Raw genomic sequence first — 24,447 nt, 5'->3', positions numbered from 1 at the left:
GTGACACGGCCGGGGGCTCCCGACGAGCCCGCCGCCTGCCTTCGCGTGGCCGACCCGCGGCGTCACGCGTCATTGTGAACGCGTCCACGTTCACCAGTAGCAACGGGCGCGAGCGAGCGCCGGGTGCCTGCCTGGGCAGCCCCGGCCCTCGCGCACCGCACCCCTGGCACACCGAAGGGACTGACCGTGACCGACGTCGCGGTGCGGCCGGCGGAAAACCCCTCCGAGCCGGCTGAACGGGTCGGGGCGCGACCCGGCCGCGAGGACCGGATCTTCCGGGCCGCGCTCGTTCTGATCATCGCCGGGGCCGTGGCGGTGCGCTTCAGCGCACGCCAGCCGCTCTGGCTCGACGAGGCGCAGAGCGTGGCCATCGCCCGCCTCCCCCTGTCCGGCTCCGGCCCGACGATGTGGGACGGGCTGCTGGAGGACGGTTCGCCGCCGCTGTACTACATCCTCCTGCACGGGTGGGTGGGCCTGTTCGGCAACGGCGCGGGTGCGGTGCGGGCGATGTCCGCGGTGATCAACCTGCTCTCGGCGGTGCCGATCTTCCTCCTCGGGCGCCAGCTGGTCGGCGAGCGGGCCGCGAAGGTCGCGGTCGTGCTCTACCTGACCTCCCCGTTCGCGCTGTACTTCGGCACCGAGACCCGGATGTACAGCCTGATCGTGCTGCTCACGGCGCTGGGCGGGCTGGCTCTGGAACGGGTGCTGCGCGATCCCGCCGTGAAGAACATCGCGCTGCTCGCGCTGTGCGCGGGCTGTCTCGCGCTGACGCACTACTGGTGCCTCTACGTCCTGCTGACGGTCGGCGCGTGGCTCATCGGGCTGATCATCATCCGGCCCCGGATCGCAGCGGCGCAGGCCACCCGGCGCGCCCGCGCCGGGCGTGGCCGGGGTGGGCACCGCCCTGGCGCCGTACGCGCGCCGCGCCCCCCTGCGGCGACCGCGCCGGCTGCCGTGCCCGGATGGCCGGCTGCGGGGAATCCGGCGCATGCGGCGGGGAACCCCGCACACACGGCGGCCGGGAGCATGCCGCACGCGGCCGGCGGCCTGGCGCCGGCGACCGCCGGGACGCAGCCGGCGGATCCGGCGGGTGGTGGTGCCCGCTCCGGCGCGAGCCCGGCCGAGCTGCTGGCCGACGCGGCCGGGGGTGCCACCCGCACCGTCCCGCAGTGGCACCGGCGTGGCCCGCTGGCCGGTGTGGTCGGGCTGATCGCCGGGGGCCTGGTGTTCGCGCCCTGGCTGTCGAACTTCTTCTCCCAGCTGGCCCACACCGGCACCCCCTGGGGGGAGCCGGCGAGCTTCGCCGCGGTCACCCACGCCTACGGGCAGTGGGCCGGTGGACCGACCACCCTCGGACGGCTGCTGCTGTTCATCGTGACCGGTCTGGTCGCCGCCGGTATCGCGGGACGTCCCCTCGGGGGCCGGTTCATGCTGCTCGACCTGAAGGGCCTCGAACCGGGCCGCACGCTGTTCTTCCTCGCCACCGGGACCCTGATCGTCGCGGTGGCGGCCGGCAAGGCGGTCGGCAACGCCTGGGCCGACCGCTACACGGCGACCGCGTTCGTCCCGTTCCTCCTCGTGGTCGGCCTCGGCGCCACGATGCTGGCGGACCGGCGGGTCTTCCGCGGCGTGGTCGTGCTCGCCGCGCTGATCGGCGTCGTCGCCGGGACGAGCGACGTCCGGCGGGAACGCAGCCAGGCCGGCGAGGCCGCCGCGGTCCTCACCCGGCTGTCCAAGCCCGGTGACGTCCTGCTGGTGTGCCCGGACCAGCTCGGGCCGGGTCTGGCCCGCACCGTGCCCTCCTGGCTCAAGGTCTACGTGGTCCCGACCTACGCACCGCCCGACCGGGTGAACTGGGTCGACTACGAGGAGCGGAACAAGAAGGCCAACGGCGTCGCGGTCGCCGAGCGTGCGCTGGCCGAGGCCGGATCACACACCGTGTTCATGGCCGGCTCCGGCGCGTACCGGACCTACGAGGAGCTCTGCACCCAGGTGCGCACGACGCTGCAGGAGCAGCGCCCGCTGGCCGACGAGGTGATGACGCAGGGCATTCCGGCCCGCGTGTACGAGAACTACGCCCTGCTGCGGTTCCGGGTGTCATGACCGCAGCGCGCCAGCCCGCGTACCCGGAGGCGCCACGGCAGCCTCCGGGTACGCGGGAGACGCCGCAGCCGCGACGGGAGAAGCCGGCCCGGGGCAGGCACGGGGTCAGCCGTGGCGACCGCACGTCGGCCGCACGGGCCCGGGCCTGGGCCCGCCGCTGGTATCTGCGGGACGTCCTCGTCGCCTGGGTAGCCGCACGGGTGGTCGTCGGCGCGGCGCTGGCGCTGACCCGGTTCATCGCGGACAGCGCCAGCGAGGACGGCGGCGTCACGCTTGCGACGACCGACCTGCTCGGCTGGGACGCCGGCTGGTACCTCACCATCGCCGAGCACGGCTACGACGGGGCCGGTGACGAGAGCCGGCGTTTCTTCCCCCTGCTCCCCCTGCTGGTCCGCCTGTTCACGGCCCTGCCCGGCGCGGGCGGCCACGCCGGGGCCGTGCTGCTCGTCCTGGTGAACCTCATCGCCGTCGCGTTCGCCCTGGTGCTGGTCGGCGTCGCGCGGGCCGAGGGTTTCGACGACGACACGACCCGCCGGGTCATCTGGATCGGGGCGCTGGCGCCGCCCGCCTTCGTGCTGGTGATGGGCTACGCCGAGGCGCTGGCGGGGCTGCTGGCCGCGGCGGTCCTGTTCGGGGCGCGGACCCGCCGCTGGGAGATCGCGATCGTCGCCGGGCTGCTCGGCGGCCTGTGCCGGCCGTTGGGCCTGCTGCTCGCCGTGCCGGTCGCGATCGAGGCGGCCCGCGGGCTGCGCCTCCCGCTGCTGGGCCGGCTGGGGCCTGCCGGAGCACCGGGCCCGCCCACCCCGCTGCTCCCACCCGGAGCGCCCGGAGCGCCCGACGCCTCCGCGCCGCCGACGACCGGCGGCGGGCAGGCTGGCGGCCGGCCTGCCGGTGGCGGCGGGCGTGAGCTGGCCGGCCGGCTCGGCGCGCTCGTCGCCCCGCTGGCCGGAGCCGGGATCTACCTGCTGTGGTCCGCGTCCGCCCACGGTGACGGGCTCGCCCCGCTGACGATGCAACGTGACGCGGCCCGGCACGGCAGCAGCGCCAACCCGCTTTCGACGATCATCGACGCGGCCCGCGGCGCGACCAGCGGCGAGCTGGGCACGGCCCTGCATGTGCCCTGGCTGGTGCTGGCCGTGCTCGCCCTGGTGGTCATGTTCCGCTGGCTGCCCGTGTCGTACCCGGTCTGGTCGACGCTCGTGCTGCTGGCGATCGTGACCGGCAGCAACCTCGACTCCTCCGAGCGCTACCTCTACGGCGCGTTCCCGTTCCTCCTCGTTGCCGCCCTGGCCACAGCCCGCCGCGAGGTGTGGACGTTCGTGATCACCGTCTCCGCCGCGGCGATGACCGTCTACGCGACCCTCGCGTTCACGCTCTCGTACGTGCCCTGACGTCCCCTGGCGGGCGTCGCCGCGCCCGGGCCGTCGTCTGACGGACCGGGCCGGCGTCGTTTTCTCGCGCCGTCGCCGCGCCACCGTTCGCCTCACCGGACTTCCGTGGCCTGGTCGTTCCGTGCTGGTCCGAAATTCCGCCGGGCAGGCCGGCCAATGTCGCCCGCGGCGTCCCATTGCCGCGCACTTCACCCCCGGCAACGCGGGATGTCGTTGTCCGGCGCCCCTGTCCGGTGCCCTGGCGAGGCGCCCCGCCGTCCCCGTCGACCGGGATCGGTGTGACTTTTCCCCACGGCACACCCGACAACGGCTTGTGCGCGATCGACCGCTACGACAAGGTTTCTTTCCAGGACACCGTGCGTTCATCAAGGTCCCCGGTGTCACGGTGACCGAACAGGTGCGCGCGAGACGCGCGCAGGCGGGTTGGGAGCCGGTGATCGAGCGGGCGTCCGTGCGCTCACCGGGCCGGCGAAACGGGAGGTGCAGGCACCTTGGTCGACAGGGAGCTCGAGTACCAGAAGCTGACGATGCCCCCGGGCACCGACCGGCGAACCGCGGTGGCGATCCTCACCCTGCACGCCGAGTTCGGGGACTGGGAGCTTGATCGCTCCCGTATCTACCCCGATGGGACCCGCCGAGTAGTGCTACGCCGACGGCGCCGGCCGGGCGGCTTGCCCGGTTATCTCCCCACCTGACCCGGCGGCCCGGTCACCGACCGCAGCGGGCCCACGCCACCGACAACCTGCCAAAGGTGAATTGGCACAGCACGGCAGATGTGACGTCCGACCCGCCGGGACGGACATCGCCGGGTGAGACGTGAGTATCGCCACGATCCCCGCTCCGATTCACGGCGGAAGATGGTGAGGCGGACGGACCGTGAACCACTCCGTCAGAGACCCATCGGCATGTGGGGAGCGATTGTGACCGCTACGAGCGACGGACACCAAAAGCACCGGGTCGTAGTCATCGGCTCGGGTTTCGGCGGGCTGTTCGCCACCCAGGCGCTGCGCCGCGAGCCCGTCGAGGTGACTGTCGTCGCAAAGACCACACATCACCTGTTCCAGCCACTGCTTTACCAGGTGGCGACGGGCATCCTGTCCGAGGGCGAGATCGCCCCGGCCACCCGCGAGGTGCTGCGCCGCCAGACGAACGCGCGGGTGATCATGGGTGAGGTCACCGAGATCGATCTCGCCGCGAAGACGGTGACGTCGAACCTGCTGGGGCGGTCGGACGTGCAGCCTTACGACAGCCTGATCGTCGCCGCCGGCGCGGGCCAGTCGTACTTCGGCAACGACCACTTCGCCGAGCACGCGCCCGGCATGAAGAGCATCGACGACGCGCTGGAGCTGCGCGGACGGATCTTCGGCGCCTTCGAGGTCGCCGAGACCGCCCCCAACCCGGAGGACGTCGCGCGCTACATGACCTTCGTGGTCGTCGGTGCCGGCCCGACCGGCGTCGAGATGGCCGGTCAGATCGCCGAGATGGCGCACCGCACGCTGCGCCACGACTTCCGGCGCATCGACACGACCAAGGCCCGGATCATCCTGCTCGACGCCGCCCCGACCGTGCTGGGGACGTTCGGCGAGAAGCTCGCCGCCAAGGCCACCGCCAAGCTGGAGAAGATCGGGGTCGAGATCCAGCTCGGTGCCCGGGTCATCAACGTCGATTCCCGTGGCATCGACGTCGAGGACTCCGACGGCAACCGGCGCCGGATCGAGTCGGTCTGCAAGATCTGGGCCGCCGGTGTCGCTGCCAGCCCGCTGGGCAAGCAGCTCGCCGAGCAGTCCGGCGCCGTGCTGGACCGGGCCGGCCGGATCCAGGTGCAGCCCGACCTGACCCTGCCCGGTCACCCCGAGGTCTTCGTCGTCGGCGACATGGCCACCCTCGACCGGCTGCCCGGTGTCGCCCAGGTCGCGATCCAGGGCGGCCAGTACGCCGCCAAGACGATCGCCACCCGGCTGCGCAGCGGCCCGCCGATGCGCAACTTCGAGTACAAGGACAAGGGCAGCATGGCCACGATCTCGCGCTTCAGCGCGGTGGCCAGCATCAAGGGCGTGCAGCTCAGCGGGTTCCTGGCCTGGCTGATGTGGCTCGCGGTGCACCTCGTCTACATCATCGGGTTCAAGCACCGGGTGACCACCCTGCTGCACTGGACGGTGAGCTTCATCGGCCGCGGCCGCTCGGAGCGCACGGTCACCCAGCAGCAGATCTTCGCCCGGTCGGCGCTGCAACGCCTCGGCGACGGGTTCTTCCCGACGCTGCCGGACGACTGGGCCTCCCGTGGCTCGTCGGCGGTGACCCGGCCGGCCGCGCAGCCGGGCGCGGTGCCCAAGGCCCGCAAGGCGACTGCCGAGCCGTCCCGGCTGACCCCGGACAGCCCGGCGACCGGTGGCACCGCGTCCGCCGGCACCGCCTGACCGACCGGGCACCGCACCGGCGAACCGGTGAGCCACCAGGCCGCCGAACGTCAGGCCGGAGAACTGCCAGGCCGGCGAGGCAGCGGAACAGAACAAACGATGAGCCCGTCCCGGGGATGCGCCCGGGACGGGCTCGTCTCGTTCCGTCCCGGCGTCAGGTGACGCCGGCCCGGCGTCACGTCACGCGGTCAGGAAGCCGCGAGGAAACGGTCCAGCACCCGCACACCGAAGCGCAGCGACTCGACCGGAACCCGCTCGTCCACGCCGTGGAACATGCCGGCGAAGTCGAGGTCCGGCGGCAGCAGCAGCGGGGAGAAGCCGAAACAGCGGATGCCGAGCCGGGAGAACGACTTCGCGTCGGTCCCGCCGGAGAGCATGTAGGGCACCGCCCGGGCCGCCGGGTCCTCCGCACGCAGCGCGCCGGCCATCGCGTCCACCAGCGGGCCGTCGAAACCGGTTTCCACCGCCTGGTCGTTCACCACCCATTCACGGCGCACCTCGGGCCCGATCAGCTCGTCCACCTGGCGCAGGAACTCCTCCTCCTGCCCGGGCAGGTACCGACCGTCGACGTAGGCCGTGGCCTCGCCGGGAATCACGTTCACCTTGTGCCCGGCCACCAGCTGGGTCGGGTTCACGGTGTTGCGGATCGTCGCCCCGACCATCCGGGCGATCGGCCCCAGCTTCGCGATCGTGCTCTCGATGTCGCCCGCGTCGAGCTCGATGCCCAGCGCCTCCCCGAGCGAGTCGAGGAACACCCGCACGGTCGGCGTGACGACGATCGGGAACTGGTGCCGGCCGAGCCGGGCCACCGCCTCGCACAGCTTCGTCACCGCGTTGTCCTCGCTGAGCATGGACCCATGCCCGGCCCGGCCCGCCACGGTGAGCTTCATCCAGGCGATGCCCTTTTCCGCGGTCTCGATGAGATACAGCCGCAGGTCGTCCGAAACCGTGTAGGAGAAGCCGCCGACCTCGCTGATCGCCTCGGTGCAGTCGGCGAAATGGTCGGGATGGTTGTCCACCAGCCAGCGCGCCCCCAGCGTTCCGCCGGCCTCCTCGTCGGCAACAAAGGCCACAACAAGGTCACGCGGCGGCCGGCGGCCAGATCGGGCCAGGTCACGGACGACCGCCAGGGTCATCGCGTCCATGTCCTTCATGTCGATGGCGCCGCGGCCCCAGAGACATCCGTCCACCTCCTCCCCGGCGAACGGGTGCACGCGCCAGTCGGACGGATCCGCCGGCACCACGTCCAGATGGCCGTGGATCAGCAGCGGGGACCGGGTCGGGTCCGCGCCGGCCACCCGGGTCACCACGCTCGTCCGCCCCGGGGCGGACTCGAGCAGGACGGGCTCCAGCCCCACCTCGGCCAGCTTCTCGGCCACGTACTCGGCGATCGGCCGCTCGTGGCCCTCACCGTTCCCGCGGTTGACCGACTCGAAGCGCAGCATGTCCCGACACAGGTCCACGACCTCGGACTCGGCCGTGAGTGCCGGTCGGGCACCGGCTGGCCGCCCGGCGGGCGCGGCGGGCGCGGCGGCCGGTCTCTGCCTGACCGCCACAGGGTCCTCGGAGGGATCGTGGGACACGTTTGCCATGCCCCCAGTCTGCTCTTCCGGCCGTGCGTTCACCGGAGCAGGGACGTACCGTCGGGCCAAGCGTTCCACGCCGGTTTCCGGTAGGAGGACCCGCCATGACGTTGTACCGCTGCCCGCGCGAGGATCTCGGCTGCTCCGCCACCTTCCCCACCACCGGTGACCTCGACTATCACCTGCACCTCGCGCACTACTACGGACGTCTCGCGCGGTTCGGCGCGGCGCTGCCCCCCACGAGGGCGCTGCCCGGCGGGCCCAGGCCGGCGCGTCGGGTACCGGACGGGCTCGAAGGTGGCGCCGGCACGCCGACGACCGCGCAGTCCCGTCATGCCCGCGACGCCCGCCCCGTTGCAGCGGCAGGAGCAGGGGACCGGGCGGCGATCGACAGCGGCACCATCGGCGAGCGCCCGGCCATCGAGGCCGCGAACACGGGCGGCACGGACCGCCCACTGCGCCCCGCATCCGGCCCGGCCGAGGGCGAGGGCGTGGGCGTGGGCGTGGGCGACCGGAGCGTCAGCCACCGCGGCGGGGGCAACCGGGGCGGGGGCCGGACCGCCCGGTTCCCCCGCCGCCGACGCCCCGCGGAGCGCCGGGTGCGGGAGCTGACCGCGGCCACGGCGCCGGACAGTGAATCGGACAGCCGCAGGCGTCACTAGCCGTGCTGCTCGCTGTGCTGCTCGCACTGTGCTGCTCGCGGCTCCCGGTGCAACTCGGCGCCGGGAGCGGGGCCGCTTCGGGCACCGGGGTGCGCGGGTGGTCCGGCGCCAGGTTCGACCGGCCTGTGGCGGGCGGTCGGTTGCGCTGGCAGCGACACGCCGACCGGCCCCGTCACCGCCGGGTTCCGTCCGGCATTGTTCACGACAGCGGCGCATCCGGCCCGTTTCGCGGGACCGGGTCGGCCGGGCACGGTCACCGGCGGGCACAGGTCGCTCCACCAGAGCCCGTCGTCACCGCAGCGTCCCCCGGGAAGCCGGGAACTTCCCGGGGGAACACGGCGGAGGTCTCCCCCGCGAGCGAGATCTCCTGGCCTGTGCGGTAGAGAGGTCCGGCAGTCGTCGGATTCACCGATGGCGGAGACGGCTCGTAGGACGAGGCCGGCGTCGGCGACGCACTGAGCGGCCGAGTGAGGTCCTCTCTGCGAGCGGATGTCAGCACTTCGTCGACGTGCTGCTCGGGCCCGCCCAGTAAACGGTCGAGCTGGCCTCCCGGCCGGTGGTCCTACCCCGGGCCCGCAGGCCGATATGGATTCCCTGCTTCACCGGATAGTTGATACCTCGCTGGATCGATCCATCGTCGTGTGCGGTTTCCGAGATTGTTTCCGGGTCATTCGAGTCCGGGGCGATGGTCACCTCGACCGGTTCGTTGGCGCCGAATCCGGATCCGGCGTAGGTGAACCCGTACCCGTCGTTGTCGATGCGCACGCAATGGATCTCGGCCGGGCCGGAACCCGCGGATCCGTCCTGGATGAACTGGGCGTTCGCGGTGCGCTTCGACTGCTCACCGGTCGCCACGACGTGGATCGTTCCCGTGTTCGCGATATGCGGCTCGTTCGTGAACGTGAACGTGAAGGCACCCTGGTCGTCCGCCACCGCGGCGTCACCGGAGGCGCCACCGGCCGGCAGGAAGAAGTCGAGGCGGACCTTCTCTCCCGGCGCGAAGCCCGAGCCGGTGATCGGGCAGGTGGCCCCGAGTGAGTTCTCGGGAGCGCATCCGGCGACGATCCTCGCCTCGGCGGGCGGATCCTGCCCGCCCCCGCCGCCACCGCCGCCCGTGGAGAGCAGAGCATCCCGGGTCTGCCCGCCCACGACGCCGTCGGCGGTCAGCCCGTTCTTCGCCTGGAAGTCGATCACATTCGCCTTCGTGCCGGAGCCGAACTGGCCGTCCAGCCCCTGGTCCGGGTACCCGTTGTCACGCAGCGCCTGCTGCAGGGCCGCCACGCAGTCCGTACCGTCGACCGGGTCCTGGTCCCCCGGATGCAGGGTCGGGCAGCCGGCGAGGCCGGGCTGGGCCGACCCTCCGCCTGGCGGGTCGCCACCCGGTGGGTCCTCGCCACCGCCCGGTACGCAGGCGATCGCCACCACCGAGGCGATCGCCAGCGCGAGGCCGGTGGCCGCCAGTCTGCGCAGGCCCGACGCCACCGCATTCCGCCGCTTCATGTCGTCTCCCCCACCGCCGCGGGAGGTCAGTAGTGGTAGATCGGCAGCTGGAACACGTTTCCGGCCGGGGCGTGCCCCAGCGTGCCGTTGCCCCGGCAGACGCCCCGGTCCGGCGCGTAACCGTCGAAGTACATCGCGCTGCATTTGGTGCAGAAGCGCCACCGCGACTGGCGGTCCCGCGGCACCGGGTTCACGTCGTGCGGCACGAGGAACTGCACGAACGGGACCGTCGTCTTGTGGACCGCGCCGGCCCGGCCAGGACAGCTTCCACCGAAATCCTTGTAGTACAGCACCGCGCAGTAGGAGCAACGCAGCCACGCGCTCTGCTTATGCGGCGTCTCACCAGCATGGGGCCCGTAGTCCTTCGTGTAGTCCAGACGGAAGTTCCAGCCGATCAGCCAGTGCGTCCGGCTGCCGAGCGAGCACCGGTTCTTCGCGTCCCCGAGCCGAACGAGGCAGTAACACTGGCCGCAGAACCGCCAGTCGGTCTGGGACCAGTTCACGGTCAGCATCGCGTCGGCCGTCCCGGCCGTGGCGACGCTCAGGGCGACGGAGCCGGCCCCGAGACCGGCGGCGAGAAGTGCGCGGCGCGACGGGCTGTTCGAGGAATCGTCCATGACTGCTCCACTGTTCACCGGCAGGTGCGCCGGGATTTCCCGGCGCCTCCATCGTGCTGAGCACGGATGGCGCTGCCATCCGTGCGGTCACCTGCCTTTGCGGTGCAGCCCTAGGTGCCAGCACCGATGCGGCGCCGCCACCGGGCGGTCACGATCGGCACCGTGAAGACCCGCCGCTGCCGGAGCGCCGGGGGAACCGGGAGCCGCCGGGAACCGGGAGCCGCCGCCCGACCCCGGTCAGCCCGCGCCCGCGCGGAGGTAGATCAGCACCGCCATGACCCGGCGGTTGTGCTCCTCGTCGTCGTGCAGCCCCAGCTTGTCGAAGATGCTCCGGATGTGCGCTTCCACGGTGCGTCGGCTGATCTGGAGATCCAGGCTGACGGCGGCGTTCGACCTCCCCTGCGCGACCCGTTCGAGCACCTTCCGCTCGGCGTCGGTCAGCGCGCCGAGGCCGGTCCGCCGTCGCGTCGCCCCCAGCATGATCTCCACGATGTCGCGGTCGAAGGCGCAGCCACCGCCGGCCACCCGCCGTACCGCGTCGAGGAAGTCGTCCTCACCGGCCCGTGCCTTGAGCAGGTAGCCGACGCCATGCCTGCGGTCACCGATCAGGCGGTCGACGTGTGCGGTCGCGAGATGCTCCGACACGACGAGAACGGCGAGACCCGGCTGGGACCGCCGGAGGTCGATCGCGGCCTCGAGCCCGTCGAGCCGCCCGCCCGGTGGCATCCGGATGTCCACGATCGCCAGGTCGGGCCGCCGCGCGGACACCGCCGCGCGCAGCGCGTCCGCGTCGCCCACCTCCTCGACCACCGTGAAGCCCTCGGCCGTCAGCAACCGCGCGAGACCCGAACGCCACATCGGATGATCGTCGGCGAGCACCACCCGCGACCGAGCATCCCGAACACCACTCGCAGCTGCGGCCGGCACGGCGTCGCACGGCGTCACCGTGGTGCGACCGGCAGCGTCATCCGCACAACCGTCCCCTCTCCAGGTGGGCTTTCCAGCTCGAACTCTCCGCCCAGGGCGTCGATCCGGTCCCGGATGCCGACCAGCCCCGTACCGCTGTCCGGCCCGTCGTCGCACACCGCCCCGCCGACCCCGTCGTCGATGACCGCCAGTCGTAACTCGGTGACGCGGCCAGCGAGATCCTGATCATCTTCGGTGGGGTCGGCAGCGACCGGCTCGGTGCTGTACTCCACCTCGATGGTGATCGACGAGGCGTGCGCGTGCTTCTGCGCGTTCGTGATCGACTCGGAGACGACGAAGTAGGCGGCCGTCGCGACGAGCGGTGGCAGGCTGGGGACGGGGCGGCCCGAAAGCCGGATCGGGAACGGGCTGCGCCCGATCAGCTCCTCCAGCGGCGTCCGCAGGTCTCCGTCCGCCGCGGGATGGATTCCCCGCGCGAGCAGCCGCATCCGGGCGGACGCCTCTTCGACGTATGCCGCGCACCGGGCCAGGATCGGCGCGAGCTCCTCGTCCGGCTCGGGGCGCCGGCGGAGGATGCCTCGGGCCATGTTCAGTTCGAGCGCGGTGGCGACCACGGGCTGCTGCGCGCCGTCGTGCAGGTTGCGCTCCAGCTCGCGGCGGGCCTGGTCCTCGGCCGCGACGAGGCGCGCCCGGGACGCCTGCACGTCGATCAGCTGGGCCCGGACCTCGGCCGCGAGGCGCTGGTTGTCCAGCTCCAGCGCGGCGGCCGAACCCACTGCCGCGAGCCGGTGCGGATCCTCCCGCAGCGCCGGGTGGTGCAGGAGGATCGCCACCGCGCGCCCGTCGCGCTCGACCGGAGTCGCCACCTGCCCCGATGCCGGGCGCAGCGGCCGCCCGGCCGCGTCCACATATCCGCCGTGGTCGGGCCGGTGGAAGCCGACCCGCAGCGACGGGTCCCGCAGAGCCTTGGCCAGCAGGGCCTGCAGTTCGTCCGGGGACGACCCCGGCAGCCGCACGAGAAGATCGACCACGCCGCGGCGCCCCAGCCGCACCCGCAGCACACCCATCAGGAAGGCGATCGGCAGGGCCACCATCGACCCATGCGACAGCTGGCCCAGGAGCAGGCGCAGCCATCCACCGTGCGGGCTCGCCGCCCGCAGCGCGCTGACCACGGCGCCCAGCAGGCCTACCGCGAGAACGGGAGCGAGCCGCTCACGAGCCGCCGGATTACCGGCCGCCGCACGCCAGTGGGCGACGAGCACCACGACGACCGCGACACCCATCGCGCCCTGCACCACGTCATACCCGGCACCGAAACCGCGGAACGAGTGGATGAGCAGCAGGTTCGTCACGGACGAGTCGTCGAACACGCTGGCGGCCGGCACCACCGCGAACACGATGACGTAGGCGGCGATTACCAGACGGCGTTCCCAGACCGAGCGGTACTCTCCGTCCGGATACGCCACGACGAGGTGCGTGAGAAATCCACCGGACGCCGCCCGGGTGAAAAGCCCGACGGTATGCAGCAGCGGATCGCCGGAAATCTGCACGTCCTCGGCGAACCAGCCGATGCCCACGAGCATCATGAGGAGGCCGACCGCATTGCGGGGCGCCCGCCGACGGGCGACGGCACCGGTGGCCAAATAGGTGAATCCGACCAGGCCGGAGAACACGGTGCCGGTGGAGCCGTCATATCGGTCCGGGCTGGTCAGGATCAGAACGGTCGCTCCGAATGCTCCGCCGAGGACCGCCAGCAGCGCGACCTCGCCGGCGCGGTCCTGTTCTCCCCCGCCGGCAGCGGTGACGCGTGACACCGCCGAGGCAAACGATGCCCGCACCCGCCCCCCAAGCGACGCGACCCGACCGACGCCCTGCCGCTACCGGCTCCGGAACACCGATACCGGCCCACCGGCAAGTCTGGCATCGACGGGTCCGGATTGTTCGGGGGGTCGGTGGCGCGACATCTCCGTCGGGGCCCCTGGCGTCAGGTCCCCTGGCATCAGGGCCGGCGCGGCACCGCCTCGACGGGTGTGTCCCCAGGCCCGGGCACGGCCGGCGTCGCGGGGGTGGCTGGCTGGGCGCGACGACCCCGCGCCACGGCGCCCGCCGCAGCGACCAGCATGAGCGCCAACACCACGCCCAGGGCCCCGGTGGGCACACCCACGAGCTTCAGTCCGCTCAGCGACACCACGACGACGATCGCCGGGCGGATCAGCGCGCTGGTGGCGCTGCCCGCCGAGATCCGGGCGCCGAGGTAGACCCCGGGCAGCGAGCCGATGAGCAGCGAGCCGGTCAGCCCCAGCTGGAAGTCGCCGAAGAGCAGGTGGCCGAGTGACGCGGCGGCGACCAGCGGGACGGCCTGGGCCAGATCGGTCCCCACCAGCTGCGAGGCACGGATCGACGGGTACAGGGCCAGCAGCAGGACGATGATCAGCGAGCCCGAGCCCACCGACGTCATCCCGACGACGAGGCCTCCGACGACACCGACGGCCAGCGTCGGCAACCGCCGGACGGTGACCTCGACGGCGGCGTCGTCGTCGGTCGGTGCGGGTCCGCGGCGGCGGTCGAGCTCCGCCTTCGCGAGCATGGCGAGCGCGGCGACGATCAGCACCGCCCCCATGAAGATCTTCATCCGGTCCTGGACGGCCTCGCCGTCGCCCATCGCGCGCAGGATCAGGACACCGCAGAAGCCCGCGGGCACCGAGCCCAGGACAAGCCAGGTGACGAGCCCGCGGTGGACCGTGCCACGGCGCAGATGCACCGTCGCCCCCACCGGCTTCATCACCGCCGACGCGACCAGGTCGCTCGAGACGGCCGCGAGCGGCTGCACCCCGAAGAGCAGCACCAGAATCGGTGTCATCAGCGCGCCGCCGCCCATGCCGGTCAGCCCGACGACGAATCCCACCAGCACCCCGGCCAGGGTGACCAACGGGTCGATCTCCATGTGTGGACCACCTTCCCGACGGGGATGATACGCATTTCCGGCGACAGTCCACCCAGTGCGGACCGAGAGCAACCAGAGGTTCTCGATCCGCACCAGGACGGCGGGAGCCGTGGTCATTCCCGCCGCCACCACCCCGCTGGGCGAGCCCCGGGTCGGACCCGTCGCCAGGTCCCACCATCCGCCAAATCATTCTCCGGCCAGTTCGCGACCCGGCACACCAACATTCCGGAAATTACCCCGCACCAATTCGCCGCAATTTCGCGGCGGAAAGATTTTTGTTTGTCGATGAATTCCGGGTGGGAGGCCCTTCATTGCTGCGGGGCCGCCGCACGTGAATTCAGCGATGGGGGAACGATGGGAAAGTCCGCACCACGTAGGATCCTCGCCCTCGCGGCGACGGGCGTTGCCGCCGCCGCACTGGCCCTGGGTCCGGGTGCCGGGTCCGCGCAGGCGTTCTGGGACGACAAGGGATACCACCAGAACAAGCACGACAAGGACGACTGGTTCGGCGACGACTGGTTCGGCGACAAGGACAAGGACAGGCGGCACAAGGACAAGGACGACTGGTTCGGCGACAAGGACAAGGACAGGCGACACAAGGACAAGGACGACTGGTTCGGCGACAAGGACAAGCGACACAAGGACGAGGACAAGTGGGACAAGGACGGCTGGGGCAAGGAAGCCAGCTGGCGCAAGGACAAGGACGACTGGCACAAGGACAAGTGGAACAAGGACGACTGGCGCAAGGACAAGTGGGACAAGGACCGTAAGCACAAGGACAAGTGGGACAAGGACCGTAAGCACAAGGACAAGTGGGACAAGGACGACTGGGGCTGGTAGTCCGCTGCCCCCATCACGTTCCTGACCCACCACATTCCTGATCCACCACGTCCCAGACCGCTGATCACCGCCGAGCCGGGCAGCGGCACGGGGACGGCGCCGGGGAACAGGCCTGTCAGGATGCCGGCGACATCAGCGGGCACCGGCGGGACGTTCCCCGGCGCGCGGCCACCAGGCCGCCAGCGCCGCACCGGGCCGTCAGCGCCGCACCTGGTCGCCAGTCGTCAGCGCGGCCACCAGGCGGTCAGGTGACCAGCTCACCGAGGCCCCAGACGGCCGCCATGGCGAGGCCGGCACAGATCTCGACCAGCAGGCCGACCCCGAAGGCGACCGTCGCCGCCCAGGTCGACGCGCCCGCCCGCACCGGGTCCCGCAGGCGGGCGAGCTCGGCCAGGTAGATGCCGGCGAGGCCGCCCACCAGCAGGCCCACGACCGGCACCACGAAGAACCCGACGACAGCGCAGACCGCACCGACGAGCATCGTCCCGATCGGCGCACCGGAGGCGGACGCGGCGCGGCCCGGCAGCACGTACTTGGCCAGGGTGCCGGCGACGAACAGCGCGCTCATCACCGCCAGCACCGCCCAGCGCCCCGGCCCGCCACCGTCGGCGATCGTCCACCACGCGCCGGCGCCCCAGACCAGCAGCAGGCCCGGCAGCACGGGGACCAGGACACCGACCACCCCGACCGCCATGACCAGGGCCACCGCGAGGAGCTCGACGCCGCTCACGGCACCGTCTCCGTCACCTGTCCACCGGCGACATGCAACCGTCGGGTCACCCGCACCGCGTCGAGCAGGCGGCGGTCGTGGGTGACCAGCAGCAGGGTTCCCGCGAAGCCCTCGACGGCCTTTTCGAGCTGCTCGATCGCGGGAAGGTCCAGATGGTTGGTGGGCTCGTCCAGCACCAGGCAGTTCACCCCGACTCCCTGCAGCAGCGCCAGGGCCGCCCGGGTGCGCTCCCCGGGCGACAGCGACGACGACGGCCGGGTCATCTGATCGGCACCGAGGCCGAACTTGGCGAACAGCGTCCGGACGTCGGCGGCCGAGGCACCGGTGGCCTCCTCGGCGACGGCGGCGGCGGTGGACGCCCCACGGAACGCCGACCGCGCCTGGTCGATCTCGCCGAGGCGCACGCCGGAGCCGAGCGAGTGGGTCCCCGCGCTCAGCGGCAACCGGCCGAGCAGCGCGGCGAGCAGGGTGCTCTTCCCACCGCCGTTCGGTCCGGTGATGACGAACCGGTCAGCCCAGGCGACCGTGAGGTCCACCGGCCCGAGCCGGAAACCGGGGCGCTCCACGACGGCGCCGGACAGCGTCCCGACCACGTCACCCGAGCGGGGCGCGGCGGCGATCGACATCCGCAGCTGCCATTCCTTGCGCGGCTCGGCGACCGCGCCCTCGCTGTTGTCCAGGCGGTCGAGCTGCGTCTGCAGGGTGCGAACGCGCCCGGCGCTCTTGGTCGCCGCCTCGATCCGGGCGCCCCGGGCGGAGCGGTCGGAGTCCGAGGAGCGGCGCTTCGCCCTGACCGCACCGCGCACCGACTGCTCCCGCTGCCGCTGTACCTGCTCGACGAGATCGGCGCGGCGGTCGGCGAAGCGCTCGTAGCGTTCGCGGGCCTGACGGCGCGCGAGCCCGCGTGCTTCCAGGTAGGCGTCCCAGCCGCCCGCGTAGCGGGTGACCGTGTGCTGGTGCGGATCGATCTCGGCGACCCCGTCGATCGAACGGTCGAGGAACTCCCGGTCGTGGCTGACCACGACGAGCGCGCCCGCCATCTGCGCCACGTAGCGCTCCAGTCGCTCCAGGCCGTCGAAGTCCAGGTCGTTGGTCGGCTCGTCGAGCAGGGTGATGTCGAACCGGGAGAGCAGCACGCTCGCCAGCGAGCCGCGCGCGGCCTGGCCGCCGGACAGCGCGACCGTCGGACGGTCCAGCGCACCGGCGGGCAGGCCGAGGTCGGCGACGACCTGCTCGGCCCGGGTGTCCAGGTCCGCCGCGCCGATCGCCAACCAGCGGTCCAGCGCGTGGCTGTAACGATCATCCGCGCCGGCCACCGAGCCGGACAGGTCGGCGGTGGCCTCGTCCAGGGCCAGCTGTGCCGCTGTGACACCGGTCCGCCGGGCCAGGAACTCCCGCAGTGTCTCGTCGGCACGCCGGTCGGGTTCCTGGGGCAACAGCCCGACCACGGCGGTGGGCGGCGAGAGGTCGATCCGGCCGCCGTCGAGGGGGACCAGGCCCGCGAGCGCCCGCAGCAGGGTCGACTTGCCGACCCCGTTGGGGCCGACCACGCCGAGACGGTCGCCCGGCGCGACGGTGAGCGAGACGCCCGCCAGGACGACGGCACCGCCACGCAGCACGGTCAGATCGGAGGCGACAAGTGTGGCCGACATGGGTCCAGTGTCGTCCGCCGCGCGGGCGCTGTGTCAGCCGGTCACGCCGACGCCCGGTCGACCCGGTCACGCCGGCGGCTGATCCAAGCCCAGGCCGCGGCTCGGACGGGCGGCTCACCCTGGTCCGGCCGGGAGGCGAATTCGCCGCAGAGCCACCGAAACGTCCACAATGGTGCGATCATGCGGTGTTTACCTTCATACCGGCGCGTGAGCCAGCGGCGCCTGGGTAACCGGCGCCCGGGTGACCGGCGCGCGGGCCATCGGCGCCTGCTGGATGTCAACGTGCCCGCGCACCGGGCGGCGTCGTGAACATCGATCGCGACCACATCGCCGCGGCACTGCCGGGCTACACCCTCGGCGCCGAGCTCGGCCGTGGGGGCTCCGGTGTCGTGCTCGCCGCCCGGGACGAGGCGGACCAGCGGGTCGCTGTCAAGATCATGCAGATCGCCGACGAGGAACGGCCCCTGTTCGGCGTCACCGGCGTGCCCCGTGTCCTCGCCGCGACCGATCCCGACGCCGAGGCCGAGGCACGCCTGTTGGCCGGCCTCGACCACCCGCACCTGGTGAAGGTCTCCCATCACGTCCGCCACGGCGACGTCGCGCTGATCGTCATGGAGCTGCTCGACGGCGGCAGCCTGGCGCAGCGGGCCGCCGCCGGGCTCTCCGTCGAGGCCGCCTGCGCGATCGGGCTCGGTACGGCGGCGGCGCTCGGGCACGCGCATTCCCGCGGGATCCTCCACCGCGACGTGAAGCCCGCGAACATCCTGCACACCTCGGCCGGTGTCCCGAAGCTGACCGATTTCGGCATCGCCCATGCGGACGTCCCGAGAGCCGGCGGACGAACACCCGTCCGCGCACCCTCGGGCACTCCGCGTTACATGGCGCCGGAGCAGTTCACCCTCGGCGAGCTCGGCCCCGCGACCGACCTGTACGGCCTAGGCGTCGTGCTGTACGAACTGCTCGCCCGCCGGCCCGTCTTCCAGGTGCGGCCGTCAACGAAGCAGGGCTGGGCCAACCACCATGTCGCGGTCACTCCGCGCCCACTGACCGGCATACCCGGGCCGGTCGCGCAGGTCGTCGAGTGGGCGCTCGCCAAGGATCCGGACCGGCGCCCGGCCGACGCCCGCGAGTTCGCCCTCGCCCTCGCCCAGGCGATGGCGGGCACACGTGGAACCGACTGGCTCACGCGGGCCCGGACGCCGACGTTCCTGGACGACGACGTCCGGGCGGCGGCCAGTCGGTTCCCGGCCCGGACCGCCGAGCGGCCGCGGCAGGCGAGCACGCCCCCCGGGGCCGACCACGGCCTGGAGCCGGTCCTCGACGGACCGGATACGGTCGACGACGACGTCGCTGTCGACAGTGACACCGCTCCCGACGGTGACACCGCTCCCGAAAGGGCCGTCGCCGCTGACAGCGACGGTGACGCACTGACGGACAGCGAGCACCGCCCGCCGCCGGAGCACCCGCGGCGGCCGAGGAGATCCTGGAGGTCGGCACCTTGGCGACGATCTTGACGATCGAGCTGCCTGGATGAACGATCGCCCGATACCACGCCACCGCAGGGAGCCACCACCGCTGGCCGCGGCACAACGACCACGGGACCGGCTCGGGCGGCCACTGCCCTACGGCTCGCCCGGGGTCCCTCCACTCACCGAGGACCTGCCACGGTCGCCCCGGGAGATCCTGCTCACCGCGCAGAACCTGCTGGACGAAGGCCTGTACTTCCAGGCACACGAGGTACTCGAGGCCGCCTGGAAGGCCGCTCCGGCCCTGGAACGTGACCTGTGGCGTGGGCTCACCCAGATCGTGGTCGGCCTCGTCCATGTCGGCCGCGGCAACCGGCAGGGCGCGATCACGCTGCTGAGGCGCGGACTGGCCGGCCTGGCACCGCGACCGCGCCCGTCCGAGGGGCCGGCGTCAGCACCCGCCGCCATCGACTCCGCTGCCGCCGACTCCCCGCTCCCACCTGGCGGGCCGGACCGGCCCCGCGAGCCCGACGCGGCGGCACCCGCCGAACCTGCCGCCGGTCAGGCCGGTCAGGCCGGTCAGGCCGGTGGAGCTGGCGGCGGATGGGGACGACGCGACGTCGATCTTCCCGGCGTCACCGGCTGGGCCGACGATCTGCTGCGCCGGTTGGAGGCCGGTGAGGTGCCGGTGGCGGACCTGCGACCGCCCCGCCTCCTTCGGTCCTGACTCCGCCGGCCGGCGGAGTCAGGGAGCGGACGCGCGCGCACCGGACCTGCGGCTGTCGCCCTGGCGGCGCAGGTGCACCGCCACGGCGATGCTGGTCACGGCGGCCCACGCGCACCACAGGGAGGTGACGGCGTCCGTCTCGAACCAGGCCAGCAGGCCGACCGCGGCCAGGTTGACGGCGCCGAACCAGCGCAGGAAGCGGAGGCTTGAGACGAGCAGCGCACCACAGGTACTGAGCAGATACAGCACGATGACCGCGATGCCGGCCCACAGATCCACGCGGTACACGATGTGGTGATGGTCCGCGTTGGCTGTGACCGGCCCGTCGATCAACGTCGCGGCGAGTGCCACCGCGCAGAGGGCCCCGGCGACGAGGCTCACGATCTCGTACCGCCGATGCGCGGGCACCCGTTCCAGCGCGAGCACCGTGACGGGCACGTACATCGGCAGCACGACAAAGGCGAATCCCAGGTAGATCGCGGTCGCGACCGTCTGGCCCGGCGCACCGACCGAACCCCGCAGGCTCCACCACACGAACGCCTCGACGAACGTGTGCCCGGCCAGCAGGATCGGCAACGCGGCAAGCGGCCACTGCGCACGGCGCTGAACGTGCCGGAGCGCATCGACACCCGCGGCGCCGATCACCGCAGCGGCGACGACGTCCGCCTCCGGGGAGAAGCACACCCGGAACCCACCCCCGATCGCCGCCCCTTCGAGTATCGCGCGGGCCGCCCCCGGCCGGCGCCGGTCCACCGGGATCAGCCGGCGGCCGACCGCCGCCCGGATCAGGTGGGCGCCGGCGTCGTCGCCTCCGGTGCTCCGGGCGCGACGGCCGCCAGCAACGCCAGGAACTCCCGCTCGTCACGGGTCGGAATTCCCAGCTGCGCGGCGGCCCGCGCCTTGCGGGTGGCTCCGCGCCTCTCGTTGGTCACCACAAGGCTCGTCCGCCGGCTGACGCTGGCGGTCACCTCCAGGCCCGCGGCCGCCGCCCGGTCGACGAGCGCGCCGCGCTCGGTCCTGGTCGGTCCGGTGAAGACGACCCGCATGCCCTGGACCAGCGGAGCCCCGGGCGCCAACGGGCCGGGATTGCGGTAGCCGCACGGCGGCGGCCGCCCCGCCACGGAGTAGCGCGGCGGATACACCGCGACACCGTCACGTTCGACACCGCACCGGGTCAGCGGCAGTTCGAGGAACTGCTCCGCGGCGCGGCTGAGAATGCGGGGAAGAAGTGCCGCGAGAACCTCGGCGTCGTCCTCGGCGTCATGCGCCCGCCGCTGGGTGACACCCCAGTGCTCCGCGAGGGCCGCCAGCCGCAGGCTCGCCAGTTCCAGGCCGAGCCTGCTGGCCAGTGTCAGCGTGCACAGCCGCCATTCCACCGGCAGCGTGCGCCCGATACGCAGCCCCTCACCGGCGAGCATCCGCCAGTCGAATGCCGCGTTGTGCGCGACCAGAACGCGCCCGGCGAGCAGCTCGGACAGTTCGTCGACAACGGCCGCGAAGGTCGGGCTGCCGGCAAGGCGCTCCCGGGTCAGACCGTGGATGTGCACGGGGCCGGGATCGCATCCCGGATCGAGAAGTGTGGACCAACGGCCCTGTACCGCGCCGTCGGGAGCTGTCAGCACAACGGCCACGGACAGCACTCTGTCCCGAGCGGGCGACAGGCCTGTGGTCTCCACGTCAACCACCGCGTACGGGCGCGGGAACCGCGCTGGAAAGCCGAGCGGGTCAGCAACCTCAGCACTCACAGCCGGAGATGATGGCGCAGACCTGCGACAACGGGCGCCACCCAGGACGGAGCAGTGCACAGGCAGCGCGTTCCTGGTGCGCACGGAGTGCCGCGCGAGGGAAACGACAAATACTTCCCGCGCGAAACGGTGCTATTGTGCTTCCGTTGCTTGAATGCCGATCGACGTTCCGCGCGTGGAGCGTGCGGGCGGGTCCGGCCGTCCCGCGCGTCCGGTGCGGGCACGGGTCGGAAGCGTCTCGCCGATGCCTGCCGGGGTTTCGACGAGGCTTGCACCGGTCGCTGTCGGGGGCGGCGCGATGCGGCTCCTTCCGCTGTGGAGGCACCACCCGGGTGCCACCACCAGACGACCTCCGGGTCAGGGCGGGCCAGGGCGGCACAACGGTGCGCGGCGATCGAAAGCACGCGACAAAGGCGTCGAGATGTCGAGATGAAGTCCGCGGCACGGATCGGAGGGCGGGGGCGCGCAAGAAAGAGGTGAGATGAATGTTCGTCGTGCGGCCCGACCATCCCCTTGTTTTTCCAGAGCCAGGGCCCACCCATCCGCTCCGCCGGCTACGGGCATTGCACGGCTGGTCCTATGAAACCGTGGCGCGAATCGTCGCCGCACGTGCCCGTGAACTCGGTGTCTCCAGCATGGCGGCCCAGCGCCAGAAAATCTGGCGCTGGGAGAATCGCGGGGTGATCCCGGATCGGATTTCCCAGCTCGCGCTCGCCCGCGAACTGGGCGTCTCGGACCACGAGGTGAGCGCCCATCCGTGGCCGACCTGGCTGCCGTCGCTCGGCGCACCGACCTGTGCCCAGCAGATCGCGACCCTGCGCGGGCTCCTGGAACAGGTCAGGGACACTCTGCGCGCCGGCGACAGCGTCACGGCGTCGGTTCTGGTCGAGCAGGGCCTGACCGTCCCCGTCGACGAGATGGTGCTGGACACTGCGCTGCTGCGCACATCGGCGGTGCGCAACGCGATGGTCCGGACGTCACGGCACGGCTCGCCACACCGCGCCCCCGGTCAGCTCCGTTCCTGACGGCGCCGCGGCATTCCTGTCAGTCCGGAACGCGGTCGTCCCGTCCCGAGCCCGCACGGGACGACCGCGCCGGAGCCTCTCCGGCCAAGCGGTGCGGTGCCGGGGTCCGAGCCGTCAGCGGGCCGCCAGCCCGACCAGCATGAGCACCAGCACGGCGAGCGCCACGATGGCGATCCCGAACGAGCCGGTGACGGCTGTCACAGCGGTGGCAGCGGTGACAGCCGCTGTCACCGACCATGGACCCACCCGGGCGGTCCGCTCTCCCACGGCCTGGCTCCTGGATCGGGCCCGGACGGAGTGGGATCCGCCGACCCGCCGGTGCCGGCAACGCCTCCGCTCGGCCCGGTGGCTGCGAGGTCGCGGGGGCCGGGGCGGCGCCGCGGCCGTCACCGTGCCGGCCGGTGCCCCGGGCGCGACCTGCCCCCCGGGCACCCGCTGCGCCTCAGGTACCACCTGCTGATCCCCAGGTGCATGCGGTGCGCCAGGTACGTGCTGTGCCCCAGGCGCATGCTGTGCCCCGAACGCCGCCCGTCTCGACGCGGCGGCGGTGGTTCCGCCCCAGGCAGGCCTGCCGCCCGGGGAGCGCGTACCGGCGGCGGTGTCCATCCTGGGGGCCGCCCGCGGCGCCGTCGTCTCGGCTCCGCCGGTTCGCTGGTCCTCGGTTCGCTGCTCCTCGGTCCGTTGCTCGGGAAGCACACACCGCAGGTACGCCAGGGGCGCGCCTCGTCCCGTCGACGCCGCCGGGACGCTCCGTCCCGGCGGGACGCCCGCGCCGGGCCTGCGCCGGCCGGCGGCCGGGGACGCCGAGGGAGACGGCGTGGGGCGCGGCGGCGTCGGAGCCCGCACGATCGGCAGCAGTTCGACGTCCTGGGTGTCGAGGTCGAGGATCCGGGCGTCGAGATGCGCGGTGGACAGCCAGCCCGCCGCGATCACCTCGTTCACCAGCGCCGTCAGGTCGGTGCCCTCGGCGTCACTGCTGACCGTCGGTCCCACGTCCGACAGGGCGAGCAGCTCCCGCAGCAGCGCGCGGATGTCGGGTCGCGCCTGCGCGTTCTTCGCCAGGGCGCGGGCGAGCAGCCCGTACAGGCGACCGGGCACCCCGTCCAGGTTCGCCGGGTCATGCCGGACGCGGAACAGCACGGCGTCCGCCGAGCCCCCGCCGAACGGCGAACGTCCCGTCGCCGCGTACGCCACGGTGCAGCCCCAGGCGAACACGTCCATGGCCGGGTCGTTGAAGCGTCCGCTGATCTGCTCGGGGCTCATGTAGGCGGGGCTGCCCACCGACGAGCCCGCGCCCGTGAGCGACACCGTGTCGACGGCCTGGGCGATACCGAAGTCGACGACCCGCGGCCCCTCCCTGGTGAGCAGCACGTTGGAGGGCTTGAGGTCACGGTGGACCACGCCGGCGTCGTGGATGGCGACCAGTGCCTCGGCCAGGCCGACGGCCAGCGTGCGCAGCGAGTCACCGGCGAGCGGGCCGTGCTGGCGCACGTACTCGGCGAGGCTGGGCCCAGCCAGGTACTCGGTGGCCAGGTAGGGCGGGTCGCCATCCGGATCAGCGGCGAGCACCCGGGCCGTGCAGGCGCCCGCCACCCGGCGCACGACCTCGATCTCGCGCCGGAACCGCGCCCGGAACTCCGGGTGATCGGCGAGCTCCGCCCGGATGATCTTCACTGCTGCCGGCGGACCGTCCGGCCCGCCCATCGTCCCGTAGTAGACCGTCCCCATCCCGCCGGCGCCGATGCGGCGGGTGAGCAGGAACGGCCCCAACCTCCTCGGAATCTCCATCCGCCGGGCTCCCCCCCGTTCTGAATGTCCGGACAGACATCCACCGAAATCGTGCCCTGACAAAACGGATGTACCGGAAATTTCCGCCAGACCGTGCTAGCCCTTACACCCGTTCGGGACCAAGGACCCACGAAGATTCGATCATGAATCGACTGCGACGCCCGTCACGCCCGCCCGGTCGGCCCGGCCAGGAGCCACTGAGAGGCCTGCTGGACGCCCTGCCGGCCGCCCACCGATCGCCGGGCCGACACAGCCGGCCACGGCACGCGCCGCCGCCTCCGCCGCGACGGCGCACCTCATCGAGGGTGACCGTCCGACCACGGAAGTGGC

The 24,447-nt window shown here is 72.6% G+C and carries 20 protein-coding genes; 9 read left to right on the top strand and 11 right to left on the bottom strand.

Annotation, left to right across the window (positions count from 1 at the left end; all coding sequences use genetic code 11):
- The first annotated feature begins 186 nt into the window (after positions 1-186).
- The 4 genes from ACG83_RS11470 to ACG83_RS11455 all read left to right on the top strand — a co-directional run bounded on the left by ACG83_RS11470 (position 187) and on the right by ACG83_RS11455 (position 5,911).
- Entirely contained in the window at positions 187-2,103 is a 1,917-nt protein-coding gene (locus ACG83_RS11470; protein ID WP_054566113.1) for a glycosyltransferase family 39 protein, read from the top strand.
- A complete protein-coding gene (locus tag ACG83_RS11465) occupies positions 2,100-3,494 on the top strand; it encodes a mannosyltransferase family protein (protein WP_054566112.1) in 1,395 nt (464 codons plus the stop codon). The genes ACG83_RS11470 and ACG83_RS11465 overlap by 4 nt, the downstream gene beginning before the upstream one ends.
- A gap of 491 nt (positions 3,495-3,985) precedes the next feature.
- Entirely contained in the window at positions 3,986-4,189 is a 204-nt protein-coding gene (locus ACG83_RS11460; protein WP_054566111.1) for a DUF5703 family protein, read from the top strand.
- A 210-nt stretch (positions 4,190-4,399) separates the two neighbouring features.
- Positions 4,400-5,911, top strand: coding sequence for an NAD(P)/FAD-dependent oxidoreductase (locus ACG83_RS11455; RefSeq protein ID WP_054566110.1), 1,512 nt, complete (start codon positions 4,400-4,402; stop codon positions 5,909-5,911).
- 188 nt (positions 5,912-6,099) lie between these two features.
- On the opposite strand, the gene ACG83_RS11450 is transcribed toward ACG83_RS11455, so the two are convergent.
- Positions 6,100-7,503, bottom strand: a complete 1,404-nt coding sequence (locus ACG83_RS11450) for a M20/M25/M40 family metallo-hydrolase (RefSeq protein WP_116437470.1) — start codon at positions 7,501-7,503, stop codon at positions 6,100-6,102.
- Between the two features lie 95 nt (positions 7,504-7,598).
- On the opposite strand from ACG83_RS11450, the gene ACG83_RS11445 reads away from it, so the two are divergent.
- Positions 7,599-8,156, top strand: a complete 558-nt coding sequence (locus tag ACG83_RS11445) for a hypothetical protein (RefSeq protein ID WP_054566109.1) — start codon at positions 7,599-7,601, stop codon at positions 8,154-8,156.
- Positions 8,157-8,648: 492 nt separating this feature from the next.
- Here the strand turns inward: ACG83_RS11445 and ACG83_RS11440 are convergent, their stop codons facing one another.
- The 5 genes from ACG83_RS11440 to ACG83_RS11420 all read right to left on the bottom strand — a co-directional run bounded on the left by ACG83_RS11440 (position 8,649) and on the right by ACG83_RS11420 (position 14,144).
- Positions 8,649-9,656: a peptidoglycan-binding protein gene (locus ACG83_RS11440; protein WP_161934741.1), complete on the bottom strand. Its 1,008-nt coding sequence runs from the start codon at positions 9,654-9,656 to the stop codon at positions 8,649-8,651.
- A 26-nt stretch (positions 9,657-9,682) separates the two neighbouring features.
- Positions 9,683-10,273: a hypothetical protein gene (locus tag ACG83_RS11435; RefSeq protein ID WP_063793039.1), complete on the bottom strand. Its 591-nt coding sequence runs from the start codon at positions 10,271-10,273 to the stop codon at positions 9,683-9,685.
- Between the two features lie 237 nt (positions 10,274-10,510).
- Positions 10,511-11,152: a response regulator transcription factor gene (locus ACG83_RS11430; protein ID WP_255354729.1), complete on the bottom strand. Its 642-nt coding sequence runs from the start codon at positions 11,150-11,152 to the stop codon at positions 10,511-10,513.
- 62 nt (positions 11,153-11,214) lie between these two features.
- Positions 11,215-13,014 carry an ATP-binding protein gene (locus tag ACG83_RS11425; protein ID WP_054566107.1) on the bottom strand — a complete coding sequence of 600 codons (1,800 nt, stop codon included), beginning with the start codon at positions 13,012-13,014 and terminating at the stop codon, positions 11,215-11,217.
- Positions 13,015-13,199: 185 nt separating this feature from the next.
- Positions 13,200-14,144, bottom strand: a complete 945-nt coding sequence (locus tag ACG83_RS11420; RefSeq protein ID WP_054566106.1) for a sulfite exporter TauE/SafE family protein — start codon at positions 14,142-14,144, stop codon at positions 13,200-13,202.
- 354 nt (positions 14,145-14,498) lie between these two features.
- On the opposite strand from ACG83_RS11420, the gene ACG83_RS45350 reads away from it, so the two are divergent.
- Positions 14,499-14,984, top strand: coding sequence for a hypothetical protein (locus ACG83_RS45350; protein ID WP_054566105.1), 486 nt, complete (start codon positions 14,499-14,501; stop codon positions 14,982-14,984).
- 244 nt (positions 14,985-15,228) lie between these two features.
- Here the strand turns inward: ACG83_RS45350 and ACG83_RS11410 are convergent, their stop codons facing one another.
- Together ACG83_RS11410 and ACG83_RS11405 are read right to left on the bottom strand one after the other, a co-directional pair.
- Positions 15,229-15,714 carry a DUF456 domain-containing protein gene (locus tag ACG83_RS11410; protein WP_054566104.1) on the bottom strand — a complete coding sequence of 162 codons (486 nt, stop codon included), beginning with the start codon at positions 15,712-15,714 and terminating at the stop codon, positions 15,229-15,231.
- Positions 15,711-17,366, bottom strand: a complete 1,656-nt coding sequence (locus ACG83_RS11405) for an ABC-F family ATP-binding cassette domain-containing protein (RefSeq protein WP_054566103.1) — start codon at positions 17,364-17,366, stop codon at positions 15,711-15,713. The genes ACG83_RS11410 and ACG83_RS11405 overlap by 4 nt, the downstream gene beginning before the upstream one ends.
- 305 nt (positions 17,367-17,671) lie before the next feature.
- Between ACG83_RS11405 and ACG83_RS11400 the strand changes: the two genes are divergently transcribed.
- Together ACG83_RS11400 and ACG83_RS11395 are read left to right on the top strand one after the other, a co-directional pair.
- Positions 17,672-18,880 (top strand): serine/threonine-protein kinase, encoded by a 1,209-nt coding sequence (locus ACG83_RS11400; RefSeq protein ID WP_054566102.1) that lies wholly within the window; start codon positions 17,672-17,674, stop codon positions 18,878-18,880.
- Between the two features lie 16 nt (positions 18,881-18,896).
- The gene (locus ACG83_RS11395) at positions 18,897-19,559 is read left to right on the top strand and encodes a DUF309 domain-containing protein (protein ID WP_054566101.1); all 663 of its coding nucleotides are present in this window, start codon (positions 18,897-18,899) and stop codon (positions 19,557-19,559) included.
- A gap of 18 nt (positions 19,560-19,577) precedes the next feature.
- Here ACG83_RS11395 and ACG83_RS11390 read toward each other — a convergent pair whose 3' ends face one another.
- A complete protein-coding gene (locus ACG83_RS11390) occupies positions 19,578-20,312 on the bottom strand; it encodes a DUF6629 family protein (protein WP_235497827.1) in 735 nt (244 codons plus the stop codon).
- A gap of 32 nt (positions 20,313-20,344) precedes the next feature.
- Entirely contained in the window at positions 20,345-21,235 is an 891-nt protein-coding gene (locus ACG83_RS11385; protein ID WP_063793038.1) for a DEDDh family exonuclease, read from the bottom strand.
- Between the two features lie 554 nt (positions 21,236-21,789).
- Here ACG83_RS11385 and ACG83_RS11380 point away from each other — a divergent pair.
- On the top strand, positions 21,790-22,329 hold the full coding sequence (locus ACG83_RS11380; protein WP_054566100.1) for a helix-turn-helix transcriptional regulator: 540 nt from the start codon (positions 21,790-21,792) through the stop codon (positions 22,327-22,329).
- 114 nt (positions 22,330-22,443) lie between these two features.
- Here ACG83_RS11380 and ACG83_RS44070 read toward each other — a convergent pair whose 3' ends face one another.
- Complete coding sequence (locus tag ACG83_RS44070) at positions 22,444-24,117, bottom strand: serine/threonine-protein kinase (protein ID WP_152991345.1); 1,674 nt, start codon at positions 24,115-24,117, stop codon at positions 22,444-22,446.
- Positions 24,118-24,447: the final 330 nt, after the last annotated feature.

Origin of the sequence: Frankia sp. R43, assembly GCF_001306465.1 — a bacterium.
Lineage (GTDB): Bacteria > Actinomycetota > Actinomycetes > Frankiales > Frankiaceae > Parafrankia > Parafrankia irregularis.
Note: the sequence above shows the minus strand (reverse complement) of the source record. Positions and strands in the feature narration are given on the sequence as shown.

Excerpts from the sequence above, each read along its gene's own strand:
- ACG83_RS45350 (WP_054566105.1), top strand. The coding sequence starts at position 14,499 with ATGGGAAAGTCCGCACCACGTAGGATCCTCGCCCTCGCGGCGACGGGC.
- ACG83_RS11465 (WP_054566112.1), top strand. The coding sequence starts at position 2,100 with ATGACCGCAGCGCGCCAGCCCGCGTACCCGGAGGCGCCACGGCAGCCT.
- ACG83_RS11420 (WP_054566106.1), bottom strand. The coding sequence starts at position 14,144 with ATGGAGATCGACCCGTTGGTCACCCTGGCCGGGGTGCTGGTGGGATTC.
- ACG83_RS11450 (WP_116437470.1), bottom strand. The coding sequence starts at position 7,503 with ATGGCAAACGTGTCCCACGATCCCTCCGAGGACCCTGTGGCGGTCAGG.
- ACG83_RS11440 (WP_161934741.1), bottom strand. The coding sequence starts at position 9,656 with ATGAAGCGGCGGAATGCGGTGGCGTCGGGCCTGCGCAGACTGGCGGCC.
- ACG83_RS11395 (WP_054566101.1), top strand. The coding sequence starts at position 18,897 with ATGAACGATCGCCCGATACCACGCCACCGCAGGGAGCCACCACCGCTG.
- ACG83_RS11405 (WP_054566103.1), bottom strand. The coding sequence starts at position 17,366 with ATGTCGGCCACACTTGTCGCCTCCGATCTGACCGTGCTGCGTGGCGGT.
- ACG83_RS11445 (WP_054566109.1), top strand. The coding sequence starts at position 7,599 with ATGACGTTGTACCGCTGCCCGCGCGAGGATCTCGGCTGCTCCGCCACC.
- ACG83_RS11380 (WP_054566100.1), top strand. The coding sequence starts at position 21,790 with ATGTTCGTCGTGCGGCCCGACCATCCCCTTGTTTTTCCAGAGCCAGGG.
- ACG83_RS44070 (WP_152991345.1), bottom strand. The coding sequence starts at position 24,117 with ATGGAGATTCCGAGGAGGTTGGGGCCGTTCCTGCTCACCCGCCGCATC.
- ACG83_RS11435 (WP_063793039.1), bottom strand. The coding sequence starts at position 10,273 with ATGGACGATTCCTCGAACAGCCCGTCGCGCCGCGCACTTCTCGCCGCC.
- ACG83_RS11455 (WP_054566110.1), top strand. The coding sequence starts at position 4,400 with ATGTGGGGAGCGATTGTGACCGCTACGAGCGACGGACACCAAAAGCAC.